Annotated in this window: 14 protein-coding genes; 8 read left to right on the forward strand and 6 right to left on the reverse strand. The window is 73.4% G+C overall.

Features of this window, described 5'->3' with window-relative positions; all coding sequences use genetic code 11:
- Window positions 1-603 (reverse strand): NADH-quinone oxidoreductase subunit C (locus ACWD6N_RS25675; protein WP_450005205.1); only part of this gene is annotated, 603 nt, incomplete at its 3' end.
- 116 nt (window positions 604-719) lie between these two features.
- On the opposite strand from ACWD6N_RS25675, the gene ACWD6N_RS25680 reads away from it, so the two are divergent.
- Window positions 720-1,766, forward strand: coding sequence for a glucose 1-dehydrogenase (locus ACWD6N_RS25680; RefSeq protein WP_354964828.1), 1,047 nt, complete (start codon window positions 720-722; stop codon window positions 1,764-1,766).
- A gap of 16 nt (window positions 1,767-1,782) precedes the next feature.
- Here the strand turns inward: ACWD6N_RS25680 and ACWD6N_RS25685 are convergent, their stop codons facing one another.
- Together ACWD6N_RS25685 and ACWD6N_RS25690 are read right to left on the reverse strand one after the other, a co-directional pair.
- Window positions 1,783-3,099, reverse strand: a complete 1,317-nt coding sequence (locus ACWD6N_RS25685; protein WP_354964829.1) for a DUF2252 domain-containing protein — start codon at window positions 3,097-3,099, stop codon at window positions 1,783-1,785.
- An 87-nt stretch (window positions 3,100-3,186) separates the two neighbouring features.
- Window positions 3,187-3,768 carry an NADH-quinone oxidoreductase subunit B gene (locus tag ACWD6N_RS25690; RefSeq protein ID WP_354964830.1) on the reverse strand — a complete coding sequence of 194 codons (582 nt, stop codon included), beginning with the start codon at window positions 3,766-3,768 and terminating at the stop codon, window positions 3,187-3,189.
- A gap of 231 nt (window positions 3,769-3,999) precedes the next feature.
- Between ACWD6N_RS25690 and ACWD6N_RS25695 the strand changes: the two genes are divergently transcribed.
- The 5 genes from ACWD6N_RS25695 to ACWD6N_RS25715 all read left to right on the forward strand — a co-directional run bounded on the left by ACWD6N_RS25695 (window position 4,000) and on the right by ACWD6N_RS25715 (window position 8,415).
- Complete coding sequence (locus ACWD6N_RS25695; RefSeq protein WP_354964831.1) at window positions 4,000-4,560, forward strand: RNA polymerase sigma factor; 561 nt, start codon at window positions 4,000-4,002, stop codon at window positions 4,558-4,560.
- Window positions 4,553-5,776, forward strand: a complete 1,224-nt coding sequence (locus ACWD6N_RS25700; RefSeq protein WP_387324537.1) for a hypothetical protein — start codon at window positions 4,553-4,555, stop codon at window positions 5,774-5,776. Before ACWD6N_RS25695 ends, ACWD6N_RS25700 begins: the two co-directional genes overlap by 8 nt.
- A gap of 219 nt (window positions 5,777-5,995) precedes the next feature.
- Window positions 5,996-6,913: a hypothetical protein gene (locus ACWD6N_RS25705; protein WP_354964833.1), complete on the forward strand. Its 918-nt coding sequence runs from the start codon at window positions 5,996-5,998 to the stop codon at window positions 6,911-6,913.
- 110 nt (window positions 6,914-7,023) lie between these two features.
- Window positions 7,024-7,569, forward strand: coding sequence for an RNA polymerase sigma factor (locus ACWD6N_RS25710; RefSeq protein ID WP_387324534.1), 546 nt, complete (start codon window positions 7,024-7,026; stop codon window positions 7,567-7,569).
- Window positions 7,570-8,415 (forward strand): hypothetical protein, encoded by an 846-nt coding sequence (locus ACWD6N_RS25715; protein ID WP_387324531.1) that lies wholly within the window; start codon window positions 7,570-7,572, stop codon window positions 8,413-8,415.
- 105 nt (window positions 8,416-8,520) lie between these two features.
- Here the strand turns inward: ACWD6N_RS25715 and ACWD6N_RS25720 are convergent, their stop codons facing one another.
- Genes ACWD6N_RS25720 through ACWD6N_RS25730 form a run of 3 tightly spaced genes read right to left on the reverse strand, consistent with a single transcriptional unit; the run spans window position 8,521 to window position 11,828 of the window.
- Window positions 8,521-10,044 carry a pyridoxal phosphate-dependent decarboxylase family protein gene (locus ACWD6N_RS25720; protein ID WP_387324529.1) on the reverse strand — a complete coding sequence of 508 codons (1,524 nt, stop codon included), beginning with the start codon at window positions 10,042-10,044 and terminating at the stop codon, window positions 8,521-8,523.
- Window positions 10,045-10,071: 27 nt separating this feature from the next.
- Window positions 10,072-11,481 (reverse strand): MFS transporter, encoded by a 1,410-nt coding sequence (locus ACWD6N_RS25725; protein ID WP_387324526.1) that lies wholly within the window; start codon window positions 11,479-11,481, stop codon window positions 10,072-10,074.
- A gap of 32 nt (window positions 11,482-11,513) precedes the next feature.
- The gene (locus ACWD6N_RS25730; protein ID WP_354964838.1) at window positions 11,514-11,828 is read right to left on the reverse strand and encodes an MGMT family protein; all 315 of its coding nucleotides are present in this window, start codon (window positions 11,826-11,828) and stop codon (window positions 11,514-11,516) included.
- A gap of 13 nt (window positions 11,829-11,841) precedes the next feature.
- Between ACWD6N_RS25730 and proB the strand changes: the two genes are divergently transcribed.
- Window positions 11,842-12,999 (forward strand): glutamate 5-kinase, encoded by a 1,158-nt coding sequence (gene proB / locus ACWD6N_RS25735; RefSeq protein WP_354964839.1) that lies wholly within the window; start codon window positions 11,842-11,844, stop codon window positions 12,997-12,999.
- A 64-nt stretch (window positions 13,000-13,063) separates the two neighbouring features.
- Window positions 13,064-14,305 carry a glutamate-5-semialdehyde dehydrogenase gene (locus tag ACWD6N_RS25740; RefSeq protein ID WP_354964840.1) on the forward strand — a complete coding sequence of 414 codons (1,242 nt, stop codon included), beginning with the start codon at window positions 13,064-13,066 and terminating at the stop codon, window positions 14,303-14,305.
- The last annotated feature ends 5 nt before the right edge of the window (window positions 14,306-14,310 follow it).

Below are 14,310 nucleotides of genomic sequence, written 5' to 3' on the forward strand. Positions count from 1 at the left end.
CCCCGCCCCGCCCGCCCCGGCCGGGGTGGGCGTGGTGCCCCACTCGCCCGGAGCGGGCACGCCCGGCGGGCGGATCGGTCGGCGGCCACCGCCGGCCTCGGACTCGCCCGGTTCCTTCGCACCCGGCCACGGCTTGGCCACCCGGGAGGCGAGCACGAACTCCTTGCGCAGCGGATGGCCCTCGAACTCCGGCGGCAGCAGCAGCGGTCGCAGCTCCCCGTGGCCGTCGAAGCCGATGCCGAACATCTCGTGCGTCTCCCGCTCGTGCCAGGCGGCACCCGGGTAGACATCGACCACCGACGCCACCGTGGCCGCGCCGCGGGGCAGCCGGGTACGCAGCAACACGCCGCGCCGCAGCCGGGTCGACCAGAGGTGCGCCACCACGTCGAAGCCCTCGGCCAGCTCGTCCACGGCGGAGAGCCAGTCGAAGAAGTCGCAGGCCAGCTCGGTGTCGTCGCGGGCGGCGCGCAGCGCGTCCGGCCAGCTCCCCGGCGGAACATCGACGGTGGCCCGCGCGTACCGCTGCCCGCCGGAGACCGACGGGGTCGCCTCGACCGGCGCGAGCAGCGCGACCAGCCGAGCGCCGACCTCTTCGGGAGTCATGCCGCTGATCCTAGGGCCTGTGTGGAAGTCGCCGTTCGGGCCGAGTGGAGCCGAGGTGCCCGACGATCTGCCGGCTTTGGGGGGCGGCCCGGTGCTGGGCGGGGAAAGATGAGGGCGTGCGCGCTGTCACCGTGAAACCCGGAACCGCCAACTCGCTGAGCCTCATCGAGGATCAGCCCGAGCCGGCGCCCGGGGAGGGCGCCGTCCTGGTCCAGGCGCTGGCGGTGGGGATCTGCGGCACCGACCACGAGATCATCGATGGGCAGTACGGCGAGGCGCCGCCCGGCTCGGACCGCCTGATCATCGGACACGAGTCGTTGGGCCGGGTGCTGGAAGACCCGAGCGGCGCCTTTCAACCCGGTGACCTGGTGGCCGGGATCGTCCGGCACCCCGACCCGGTGCCCTGCCCCAACTGCGCGGCCGGCGAGTGGGACATGTGCCGCAACGGGCAGTTCACCGAGCACGGCATCAAGGCGCTGCCGGGGTTCGCCCGCGACCGCTGGCGGATCGAGCCCCGGTTCGCGGTCCGGCTCGACCCGGCGCTGGCGCGGGTTGGCGTGCTGCTCGAGCCGACCAGCGTGGTGGCCAAGGCGTGGGACCACATCGAGCGGATCGGGCACCGGGCCGAGTGGCAGCCGCAGACGGTCCTGGTGACCGGGGCGGGGCCGATCGGGCTGCTGGCCGCGCTCCTCGCCACCCAGCGCGGGCTCACCGTGCACGTGCTGGACCGGGCGACCTCGGGGCCGAAGCCGGAGCTGGTCGCGGCGCTGGGCGCCACGTACCACACGGTGCCGGTCAACGACCTGCCCTTCGAGCCGGACGTGGTGGTCGAGTGCACCGGCGCCCCGACCGTGGTCCTCGACGTGATGTGCAAGGCGGGCCAGACCGGGATCGTCTGCCTGGCCGGGGTGTCCAGCGGCGGCCGGAGCATCGACTTCGACGCCGGCGCGCTCAACCGGGCGCTGGTCCTGGAGAACAACGTGGTCTTCGGCTCGGTCAACGCCAACCGCCGGCACTGGAGCATGGCCGCTCAGGCGCTCAGCCGCGCCGAGCAGCCCTGGTTGGAGTCGCTGCTCACCCGGCGCGTGCAGGTCGACCGGTACGCCGAGGCGTACACCGCAGAGCCGGACGACATCAAGGTGGTGCTGGAGTTCGGGGTCTGAGCGGCGGGCGGGCCGGTCAGATGCCGGGCAGCCGGCCGTTGCGGAACAGGTCCACGAAGAGCTGGTGGTCCTGCCGGGCGCGCACCCCGTACGCGTGCGCGAACTCCACCAGGTGGGTGACGAAGCCCCGCTCGTCGGTCTCCACGGCGGCCACGATCGCCTCCTCGGTGGAGTAGTCCACCAGGTCGTGGCTGGACTCGTCGTCGGCGACGGAGTGCATCCGCGCCACCGCCCGGCCGAGGTCGGCGAGCACCCCGGTCAGCTCCTCCGGCTCGTTGACGTCGGACCAGTCCAGGTCGGCGGCGTACGGGGAGACCTCGGCGACCAGCTGGCCGGCCCCGTCCAGCTCGGTGAAGCCGAGCCACGGGTCGGCGTGCGCCTGCAACGCCCGCTGCGACTCCGCGGTCCGGTGGCCCTGGTGCTGGAAGTAGCCGCGCACCGACTCGTCGGACACGTACCGGGTCACCGCCGGCACCTGCGCCTGCTTCATGTAGATGACGACGTCGTTCTCCAGTGCCTGGGTGTGGCCCTCCAGCAGCAGGTTGTACGACGGCAGCCCGGCCGAGCCGATGCCCACCCCCTTGCGCAGCACCACGTCCTTGATCCGCGTCGCCACCGGGCGCAGCCGAGCCGAGGCGGCGGGCAGCGTGCCCAAGTACTCCTCGAAGGCGGCGAGCACCTTGGCGCGGGTGTCCCCGTCGACCTCGAAGACCCCGTCGCCGACGGAGAAGCGCCGCTCGTAGTTGTCGACGGTGGTCTGCTCGGCGAGCAGGTCGACCCGGGTGTTCAGCCGGGCCTGCTGGAGCACCCGGCGCAGCACCCCGTCGGCGTTGTCCAGGGTGATCGAGCCGATGGCGTCGTCCCCGCCGGCGGCGATCGCCCGCAGCTCGGTCAGGTACGACCCGGCGAAGCCGGCCACCAGCTCGCCGATCACCGTGTCGGAGAGCGCCTTGCTGTAGCCGAGCAGCGCGACGCTGGCGGCGAACCGTCGCAGGTCCCAGGTGAACGGCCCGACGTACGCCTCGTCGAAGTCGTTGACGTTGAACACCAGCTGCCCGGACGCGTTCATGTAGGTGCCGAAGTTCTCGGCGTGCAGGTCACCGTGGATCCACACCCGGCTGGTCCGCTCGTCCAGGAACCGGTCGTCGGCGCAGTCGCCGCGCTGGTCGGCGTAGAACAGGGCGGCGCTGCCCCGGTAGAAGGCGAAGGGTGAGGCGGCCATCTTGCGGAACTTGCGGCGAAAGGCGGCCGGGTCGATCGCCATGGACGCGCCGAACTCCTCGGTCAGCACGTCGACGATGTGGGCTGACCGCTGGTCCACCGAGTTGCTCATGGTGCGCAGGCTAGCTCGCCCGGACCACCCGGGGCGTCGGACGACCGACTGGTCCGCTCGGCCGACGGGCCGATGCCGGTGCGGACGTCAGCCGGCGGCGGGTGGGCGGACCGGCGGGGCGGTGAGCGAGTCGACGGAGCGCGGGGCGGAGCCGTCGCGGGGCGGCGCGTCGACCGGCGGGGCGAGCAGATCCGGGCGGGACACCCCACCGACGCCGGACTGCTCGGCGGCGATCTTCTCCTGGAGGCGCAGGATGCCGTGCAGCAGCGCCTCCGGCCGGGGCGGGCAGCCGGGCACGTAGACGTCGACCGGGATGAGCTGGTCGACGCCCTTGGTCACCGAGTACGAGTCCCAGTAGGGGCCACCACAGTTGGAGCAGGCGCCGAACGAGATGACGTACTTCGGCTCCGGCATCTGGTCGTAGAGCCGCTTGATCGCCGGGGCCATCTTGTCGGTCACCGTGCCGGAGACCACCATCAGGTCGGCCTGCCGGGGGCCGTGGGCGAACGGGATCACGCCGAGCCGGATGAAGTCGTGCCGACCCATGCTGGTGGCGATGAACTCGATCGCGCAGCAGGCCAGGCCGAAGTTGAAGACCCAGAGCGAGTAGCGGCGGCCCCAGTTCAGCACGAACCGGATCGGCTCGCCGAGCACTGCCGGCAGCTGCACGAGCGTCCCCTTCCTGTCCCCCACCAGACAGTCAACCACAGCGACCGAACGCGACCGGGTGGCCGCTCGGCGCAGGCCATGGCCCTGCCCCGACACGTCGGGGGGTGGATCCGCCCCAATCGATGTGAGCCGTGGCACAGTCGGCTTCCCGGCAGTCGCAACCTTCCCCGGCGGCGCGGTGTGTCACCTCTGTCGGGGTGCCCGATGCCGGTACGCCACGGGGGAGAGCGAGTGAGTGTGACGAGAGACGTTCGGGCGGGTGAGCCCCCGCCGGACCACCTTCAGGACACCGGGCCCGATCAGGCCGAGATGAGCTTCGACGACTTCTACCACGCGCACTACCGGGGCCTCGTGGTCCAGCTCACCGCCTACACCGGGGACCGCGGCCACGCGCAGGACCTGGTTCAGGAGGCCTTCTGCAAGGCGTTCGCGCAGTGGAATCGGTTGGCCGGCTACGACGACCCGCTGGCCTGGGTCCGCAGGGTGGCCTGGAACCTCGGCCACAACCGGTGGCGACGGCTGCGCACCGCGCAGGCCTACCTGCTGCGGCAACGGGAGACGCACGTCGCGGGACCGACGCCGGACCGGGTGGCGCTCGACGTCGCGCTGGCGAAGTTGCCGCCGCGCCAGCGCCGGGCCGTGGTGCTGCACTATCTCGCCGACCTGACGGTGGCCGAGATCGCGGCTCAGGAACGGGTCGCCGAGGGCACCGTCAAGTCCTGGCTGCACCGGAGCCGGACGACGCTCGCCGGGTATCTGCGCGACACCACGGAGGGGGCGGAAAGTGCCTGAGCTGGAGAACGTCGACCTCGCCGGGGAGTTCAACCGGTACCGCAGCGTGCTGCTGGCCGAGATCGAGGTGCCGGGGCCCGCGGAGGTCCGTCGGACGGTTCGCCGCCGGCGGCGGCGTCACCGCGCCACGGCCGCATCGGTGGCGGTCGCGCTGCTGGGCGGCCCTGCAGTCGGGTACGCGGCCCTGAACCGCCCCGGCCCGGCACCCGGGCCGCTGCCGCCCACCCCGAGCGTGACCGCGAGCCCGACGTCGAGCCTGTCACCGAGCCCCGTCGGCACGCCCTCGACGACCAGTGCCAGCCCCACCCGGCCCACGGCTCCGGACGGGCGGCTCAGCCGGGCCCAACTGGTCGCCGCACCGGTGGACCTGCCGGCCTGGCGATCAGGGCCACCCGACTGCCCGGTGAACACGGTCCGGTTGGTCGGCGACCCGCGCATCGCCAAGGAGGGAACGAACGCCATCGAGGCGATCGACTACGCCGACGTCGACGGCGACGGTGCGACCGAGACGGTGGCCATGCTGCTGTGTTCGTTCGGCAGCGGTGGCCCGCAGCAGGTCGTCGCGTTCGATCGGGACGAGGCAGGCAGGATCGTCACGATCGGCCGGGTGGTGGCCACCAGCCGCGAGAAGCCGCAGTGGTTGACCGCGCTGGACGGCCGTTCCGACGGCACCGTCCGAGTGGAGGTGGCCGACCTGCACCCGGGCGGTGGCTGGCCGGGCGAGTGGTCCCAGCGGCAGTGGCGCGGGTACCGCTGGACGGGCGAGCGGTTCTCGCAGGTCGAGGGTCCTACTTCGTTCGGCCCGAACCCGTACTCCACCAACCTGACGGTGACCGCGAAGGACCTCGTCCTGGCCGACGACCCCACCGACGGGTCCCGGGTCGGCGCCGTCGAGGTGCGGATCCGCGCCGTCGGGGACCGGCGCGCCGACGAGGTTCTCCTCGAACTGGACCTGCCGGCCTCCCTCGCGCCGGACGGCCCCGCCTGGTCCGGCTGCGGGCCGAACGTCGGGGAGTACCGTCCCCCGCTGCTGTGCCGACTCGGTCCGATCGAGGCGAACGGCGAGCTGACGGTGCGCCTCGGCGTGCGGCTGCCCCCGGGCACCGAGCTGGCACCGGGCACGGCGACGGTGCGCGGCACGGCAGCCGGCCCCGGTGGGCACTACCTGATCGATCCCGACCTCGGGAACAACGAGGACACGATGGCGTACCGGTGAACGGTCGGCGGGGTGGCGGGCTGACCGCCACCCCACCGGTCACCAGGACGGGCGTTGCAGCAGGCCGACGGACCCGTGCTGGCGGCGATGAACTGTCGCGCTTCTGACAGCTCGGCGGTTGGCTCCCCCGCAACCGTCGCGGGGCTCTTCCGGTGTCTTGCTCGCATCACCGCCACCCGGTTAACGGGGGGCGGCACTACGGGGAACGGAGCAACGAAGATGACCAGAACCATCACCCGCGGGCTCGTGGCCGGCGCCCTGGGCACGGCGGTTGCGCTGACCAGTCTGCCCGGGACGGCCGTCGCCGCCCCACGCGACACGGCGATCTCCGTCGGGCGGCTGGTGCTCGAGCCGACCGACCGGGGGTACGCGGGCAGCCTTCCGGTGACCGTCACCTACCGCGGCAACGAGGCGTCCTACCTCGACCTGACGATCACCGAGCCGGTCCCCGGCACCTTCGCCGGACTCGACCCGGCCGCCCCCTGCTCCTACGGCGTGGCCCAGCCAGCGCGGACGATCTACTGCCAGGTGCCGGGTGGTGTGCTGCAACGGGACGAGCGACGGAGGTTCACCGTCGACTTCCGGGTGCTCACCACCACCCGGCCGTATCCGATGATCACCTCCGGTGGGCAGATCGGCGTCACGACCGGGGACCGGAACCCGAAGAACGACACGGCCACCTTCGCCGCGCTGTTCCGCGCGACGACCGGCTCGCTGCGCGCCCCTCGACCGTACGTGCGGGACACGAGCACGGACGCGGCGGTTGCCGCCGGCCCCGCAGCCCTGACGCGTCAGGAAGACGGGAGCTGGCTCGGCCGGGTGCCGGTGACCGTCCGGGTCGCCGGTGACGCGCCGCACGACGGGTACTGGCTCACCCCGACGCTGCCGAGCGGGGTCGGGATCGTCGGCATCGAACCCGTCGAGGCCTGCTCGGCGAGTTGCCTGGTGGCCGGCGGCGGGTTCATGCCGGGCGAGGAACGAGAGGTCTCGCTGCTGATCCAGGCACCCGCCGAGGTGTCCCCCGGGGACCTCGGCACCGGCTCGGTGCTGCTGGACGCCACCTTCGGCTGGGGCGACGTGCTGACCGACGTCGACCCGGCCGACAACACCGCCAGCTTCGACGTCACCGCCGGCTGACGGACATGTCATCGGCTGGGGCGCGGCCGCAGGTGTTCCTGCGGCCGCGCACGCCCACCTCGCCCGATGCGGCGCCGTCCCCCGCGCGTCTGCACATCGAGGTGAGCGGGATGGCCGCGCACGACGACGGCCCCACCTTCGACGAGGTCTACCGCCGACACTTCCAGCCGCTGGTGGTCCAGCTGTACGCGTTCGTCGCAGACATGAGCGAAGCGCAGGACCTGGTGCAGGAGGCGTTCAGTCGGGCCTGGCCCCGTTGGCACCGGATCTCCCGGTACGACGATCCGGTGGCCTGGGTCCGCCGGGTCGCCTGGAACATCGCGATCAGCCGGTGGCACCGCCTGCGCACCGCCCGGCTGTTCAGCCTTCGGCAGCGGGTGGAGGTGGTGAACGGGCCAGGTCCGGACCGGGTGGTGCTCGCCGCCGCCCTGGCCACCCTGCCGGTCAACCATCGGCGCGCGGTGGTCCTGCACTACCTGGCCGGTCTGACCGTCGGTGAGATCGCCGAGGACTGCGGGGTGGCCCCCGGCACGGTCAAGTCCTGGCTACACCGAGCCCGGGCAACACTGGCCGACTGCCTGGCAGAGCACGAACCCGAGCGCACCGGTCGCGAACCCGCGACGGTCGACGACCCGACCGAGAGGAGGGCGGACTAGATGGAACAGCGCAACGAGCGAGCGGATCGGTTGTCGGCCGCCTTCAACGAGCTGAACACCGTCAGCCTCCGGCAGGTCGCCGAACCGGATCCGGACGTGCCGCGTCGACGGGCGTACCGCCGGCTTCGGAACCGGGCGGTGGCCCCGGGGATCGCCGCTGCGGTGGTCGCCGCCGCAATCGGCGGGGTGAGCCTGGCCCGACCCTTGGCCGCTCCGCCGCCCACCGGTGTCATCGCCAGCCCGACAGCTACCGATCTCCCCTCGGTCCTGCCGAGCAGCCCGTCGGGTCCCACACCCAGCGAATCGCCGACGCTCCCGCCGAGCCGTTCGGCGACGCCGAGTGCGACGCGGTCCCCCACCCCCCATCCCACCGGCTCGACCAGCTCCCGCCCCACCCCCACACCGACCTCGACCCGATACATCGACCTGTCGATCAGCGCCCCCCGCATCCTCACCCTGCGGCCGTCCGACGCCGGCTACACCGGATCACTCACCATCACGATGGGCAACGCCGGCACCCGGGCATACGACGCTGGTGACCTGATCGTGGTGCTGCCCGTCGAGGCGACGATCGACCTGAATGGCACGAACATCGGCGGCTGCTTCAATCAGGGCCAGACCGACGACCTCAAGACGATGTTCTGCACCGGCGACGGGCCGATTCCCTCCGGCGGTACCCGGTCGTACCGGATCGGCGTCACGGTGAACATCGCCCCGGGCGGACCGGCACGGACCCTCACCGGCTGTGCGCTCACCGTGCGGGCCAACGTGAGCGGGAGCTTCCCGGCCGACCGCTCGTCCGACGACAACACGGCCCGTACCGACTTGAAGCTGCCCGCCAGCTGACTGGCCGCGCCGCCGGATGTCCTCCGGCGGCGCAGGCCGGCCGGAGCTTTCGCCGGGCTGCGCCTGATCGACCCTGGGGTGGCGGGCTGACCGCCACCCCACCGGTCACCAGGACGGGCGTTGCAGCAGGCCGACGAACTCCACCAGCAGCCGCTCGCGCAACGCCGCCGGAGCGGCGTCGAGCAGCGTGTTCACCACCGCCATCCGCTCCGGGAGCGGCGCGGCGCTCGATTCGCCGTCCGGGCCCGAGCCGTCGTCCGGTTCGGCGCCCAGCCCCAGTCCGGCGGCCAGACCCGCCACCAGCTCCGGGGTCAACGCGTCCGGGGTGAGGGCGCCGGCCAGGGCTGCCAACTCGGGGGGCAGCGCGACCGGCCCGGCCGCCCGCGCCGCCGCCACCGCCTCGCTCAGGTCCGGCCCGAACTCGGGCACCCGGGGCGCCACCGCGGCGGTCACCGTGAGGTGCACGCTCGCCGGCAGACCGGCGTACGACAGCTGGGGCTGGGTGTGCCAGCCGCGCGCCGTCAACTCGTCGACCAGGACGAACAGGTCGGGCCCGTCCTCGGTGGCGGTGAAGCAGACCACCGTGGACTCCGGCTCGGCCATCAGCCGCAGCCCGTCGACCCCGCGCACGGCGGCGGCCAGCCCGGCCACCGCGTCCCGGGTGCGCTCGGCCAACGCCAGGTATCCGGCGTCGCCGAGGTGCCGCAGGGTCGCGTACGCGGCGGCGATCGGCCCACCCGAGCGGGTGGACGCGATCACCGGATTGATCATGGTGTAGCCGGGCCAGTCCGCGTACGCGAAGTACTGCGGGGCGCGCAGGGCGGCGTCACGGTGCAGCAGCACCGACACGCCCTTCGGCGCGTACGCATACTTGTGCAGGTCCACCGAGATGGAGGTGACCCCCGGCACCGAGAAGTCGAACGGCGGCACCGGCTCGCCGAGGCGGCGCAGGTACGGCAGGGTCCAGCCGCCGAAGCAGGCGTCCACGTGGCAGCGCACCCCGGCGCGGGCCGCCGCCGCGGCGATCTCCTCGACCGGGTCCACCACACCGTGCGCGTACGACGGCGCGGAGCAGGCCACCAGCACCGTCTCCGGGCGGATCGCGGCGGCCATCGCGGCCGGGTCGGGGCGCAGCGTGTCCGGGGAGACCGGCACCACGTCCAGCGCCACCCGCAGGTAGTGCGCCGCCTTGGCGAACGCCGCGTGCGCGCTCGCCGGCACCACGATCCGGGGTGCGGCCTGCTCCGGGTGGGCGTCCCGGGCCGCCTTGACCGCGAGGATCAGCGACTCGGTGCCGCCGCTGGTGACGCTGCCGACGACGTCCGGGGCGGTCGTGCCCGGCCCACCGCCGAGCACCCAGCCGGCTGCGGCGACCAGCGCGTTCTCCATGGCCAGCAGGGACGGAAACGCGGTCGGGTCTAACCCGTTGACGTGCGCGCTCTCGCGGTGCGCGGCGGCCGCCAGCTCGTCCAGGCCGGGCACCGCGGGGTCGTACACGTAGGCGAACAACCGCCCACCGTGCGTAGGCCGGTCACCCGCGCGCAGCGCACGAACCTCGGCGAGAACGTCCTCCGCCGCCATCCCGTCGGCGGAAAGCGCCCCAGCCCCCACCCTGTTCTCGTCGATCATGGACTCGTGGTGCCCTTCTCGTGATGGTCAGCGGTTTTCGTCCCCCACCACAACTCCATGATCGACGCTCTGGTGGTGCGTGGCGGCGGCCAGGACGGCGGGAGTCAGGGTGTAGCGGCGGAGCAGGAGGACCGGCGGGCCCACCAGGAGGGCGGGCAGAACGGTGAAGCCGAGCAGGACGCCGAGGCGGGCGAGGTCGGACTGCGCGGCGGCGGTGCCGGTGTCGGAGGAGACGTAGCCGGAGAGCTGGAGCACCAGACCGTAGATGCCCGGGCCGAGGGCCAGGCCGAAGGTCTCCCCGGCGGTCCAGATCCCGGTGAACACGCCCGCCTGCCGCCGGCCGGTGCGCGCGGTGTCGTACGCGATGCAGTCCGGCAGCATGGCCAGTGCGAACACCTGCTGCCCGGCGTACCCGACGCCGATCACCGCGACCAGCAGGTAGACCGCGACCGCCGGCAGCACCGGCGCGGCGACCAGGGCGAGCGCACCGGCGGCGAGGATCAGCGCGGCGGCGGCCAGGGCGGCCCGTTTGCCCAGCCGGGCGCCGACCCGGGTCCAGACCGGCATCACCAGCAGCGCCGGTCCGACGAAGCAGACGAAGAGCAACGTCGGGCCGCTCTGCTCGTCGCGCAGGATCTGCCCGGCGAAGTAGTTGACCCCGGCCAGGATGGTCGCCACCCCGGCGGACTGCACCACGAAGCAGATCAGCAGCGCCCGGAACGGCCGGTTGGCACCGGCGACGGCGAGCTGGGCGCGGAGTGTGGGCTCGCTGCCGCCCACCGTGCCGGTCGGCGCGGACCGGGTGCCGAGGAACGCGCCGACGGCGCCGAGGGCGATCAGCACCGCCACGAACAACCCCATCCACCGGTGCCCGGGCACACCGTCGCCGCCGGCTGTCACCACCAGCGGGGCGACCGCGCCGGAGACCAGGATGGCCAGCGCCAGCACGGCGATCCGCCAAGTCATCAACCGCGTGCGCTCGGTGTAGTCGTCGGTCAACTCGGCCGGCATCGCCACGTACGGCACCTGGAAGAAGGCGAATGCGGTGGCGGTGGCGAGGAAGGCGAACGCCACGTACGCCGCCGCGGCGGGACCACCGTCGAAGGGCGCGGCGAAGATGGCCGCGAAGAGCACGGCGAGCGCGAGGCCGGCGATGAGCAGGTATGGGCGGCGGGCGCCCCAGCGGGACCGGGTGCGGTCGGAGATCCGCCCGGCGACCGGGTTGACCAGCACGTCCCATGCCTTGGGTAGCAGCACCAGCAGGGCGGCCACCCCGGCGGCCACCCCGAGTGTGTCGGTCAGATACGGCAGCAGCAGGAGCCCGGGGACGGTGCCGAACGCGCCGGTGGCCAGGGAGCCGAGCGCGTATCCGGCGTGCACCAGCCGGGGCAACGGGCCGGCGGCTGGTGAGCCGGCATCACCCGGCGGCGGGTTCATGGGGCCGAATGTTACTCACGTTATGGCGGAGGTCACATCCCCTCCTCCGGCGACCAAGCCGCCACCCGGATGTCCACTCCCGCACCGCGCAGTGGTGCCCCCTCGGCGCGCAGTCGGGCCCGCGCCTCCCGCTCGTGCCCCGGGGGCAGCCGGCCCGCGGAGGTGACCACCCGGTGCCAGGGCACCGAGCCGCCGTGTCGGGCCATGATGCTGCCCACCAGCCGGGCCGAGGTGCGGCCGGAGCGCTCGGCGAGCGCGTCGGCGACCCCGCCGTACGACATCACCCGGCCCTCCGGAATCCGCTCGACCAGGTCGAGGACCGCCTCGACGTACTCGTCAGGTGTCACAGTCCGCCACGATATGGGAACGCAACCGGGCCCCGCCGCACCGACCACGCAGAATGGGCGGGTGCGCGACGCAGTCACGGCGGCCCGACGGGTCGTCGTCAAGATCGGATCCTCCTCGTTGACCACCGCCACCGGCGGGCTGGCCGACGAGCGGGTCGACGCGCTGGTCGACACCCTCGGTCGGCTCGCCACTGAGGGGCGCGAGGTGGTGCTCGTCTCCTCGGGCGCGATCGCCGCCGGCCTGGCCCCACTCGGGCTGACCCGACGCCCGCGTGACCTGGCCACCCAGCAGGCCGCCGCCAGCGTCGGCCAGGGCCTGCTGATCGGCCGGTACGCGGCGGCCTTCGCCCGGCACGGCCTGACCGTCGGGCAGGTGCTGCTCACCGTCGACGACGTGACCCGACGGGCGCACTACCGCAACGCGTACCGCACCCTGCGCAAGCTGCTCGACCTGCACGCGGTGCCGATCGTCAACGAGAACGACACGGTGGCCACCGAGGAGATCCGGTTCGGCGACAACGACCGGCTGGCCGCCCTGGTGGCCGCGCTCGTGCACGCCGACCTGCTGGTGCTGCTCTCCGACGTGGACGCGCTCTGGACCGGTGACCCGACCCGGCCGCACTCCACCCGGATCACCGAGGTCCGCGACGAGAAGGACCTCGCCGGGATCACCATCGGCGGGGCCGGGCGATCCGGGGTCGGCACCGGCGGCATGGTGACCAAGGTCGAGGCGGCCCGGATCGCCACCGGCTTCGGCATCCCGGTGGTGCTCACCGGCGCCGACCTGGCCGCGCCTGCGCTGGCCGGCGAGCCGGTCGGCACGCTGTTCCACCCGCAGCGGCAGCGCCCGGCGGCACGACTGTTCTGGCTGGCCCACGCCACCTCCCCACGGGGACGGCTGCACCTCGACCCGGGCGCGGTGGCCGCCGTCGTCGGGCGGCGCAAGTCGCTGCTGCCCGCCGGCATCACCGCGGTGGACGGGACGTTCACCGCCGGGGACCCGGTCGACCTGGTGGACGCCGGCGGCGCGCCGGTCGCGCGCGGGCTGGTCAACTACGACGCGGTGGAGCTGCCCGGGCTGCTCGGTCGCTCCACCTCCGAACTCGCCGCGGCGCTCGGCCCGGCGTACGAGCGGGAGGTCGTCCACCGCGACGACCTCGTCCTGCTGTAAGCAAGGGCACCTTGTTAACGCCTGGCGTTGTACAAGGGGCCCTTCCTAACGCGAGGAGTGACCGATGAGCGTGAGCGAGCAGGCCCGGCGGGCACGGGCGGCGGCGGAGACGCTGGCCGTGGCGACGCGTACCGCCAAGGACGCCGCGCTGGCCGCGATGGCCGACGCGCTGGTGGCGCGTACCCCGGAGATCCTGGCCGCGAACGCGACGGACCTGGCGGCCGGCCGGGAGGCCGGGCTGAGCGCGGCCGTGCTGGACCGGCTCGCCCTCGACGCGGGCAGGGTGGCCGGCATCGCCGACGCGCTGCACCAGATGGCCGCGCTGCCCGACCCGGTCGGCGAGGTGGTCCGCGGCTCGACCCTGCCCAACGGGCTGGAGCTGCGCCAGATCCGGGTGCCGTTCGGGGTGGTCGGGATCATCTACGAGGCACGCCCCAACGTGACCGTGGACGCGGCCGGGATCTGCCTGAAGTCCGGCAACGCGGCGCTGCTGCGCGGGTCGTCGTCGGCCGCGCACTCCAACGCCGCGCTCGTCGCGGTGCTGCGCGACGCGGTCGCCGGGGCCGGGCTGCCGGCCGACGCGGTGCAGCTGCTCGACGCCAGCTCCCGGGAGTCGGTCAAGGAGCTGATGCGCGCCCGGGGGCTGGTCGACGTGCTGATCCCGCGCGGCGGCGCGTCGCTGATCCGCACCGTGGTCGAAGAGTCCACCGTGCCGGTCATCGAGACGGGGGTGGGCAACTGCCACGTCTACGTGGACGCCGCAGCGGACGTGGCGCAGGCCGTGGCGGTGACGCTGAACGCGAAGACCCAGCGCCTCTCCACCTGCAACACCGCCGAGTCGCTGCTGGTGCACGCGGGCGTCGCCGACGCGTTCCTGCCGCCGATGCTGGCCGCGTTCGCCGAGGCCGGGGTGACCGTGCACGGCTCGCCCGAGGTGGCCGAACATTCCGCCGCCGTGGTCCCGGCCACCGAGGAGGACTACGCCACCGAATACCTCTCAGCGGACATCTCCGTCACGGTCGTCGACTCGCTCGACGCGGCGGTCGCGCACATCCGGCGGTACGGCACCGGGCACACCGAGGCGATTCTCACCGACTCGGCGAGCGCGGCCCGGGAGTTCGTCGCCCGGGTGGACGCGGCGGCGGTGATGGTGAACGCCTCGACCCGGTTCACGGACGGGGGCGAGTTCGGATTCGGCGCGGAGATCGGCATCTCGACGCAGAAGCTGCACGCCCGGGGTCCGATGGGCCTGCCCGAGCTGACCAGCACCAAGTACGTGGTCACCGGGAACGGGCACCTGCGCTAGAGCCG

Source organism: Micromonospora sp. NPDC005163 (assembly GCF_053599835.1).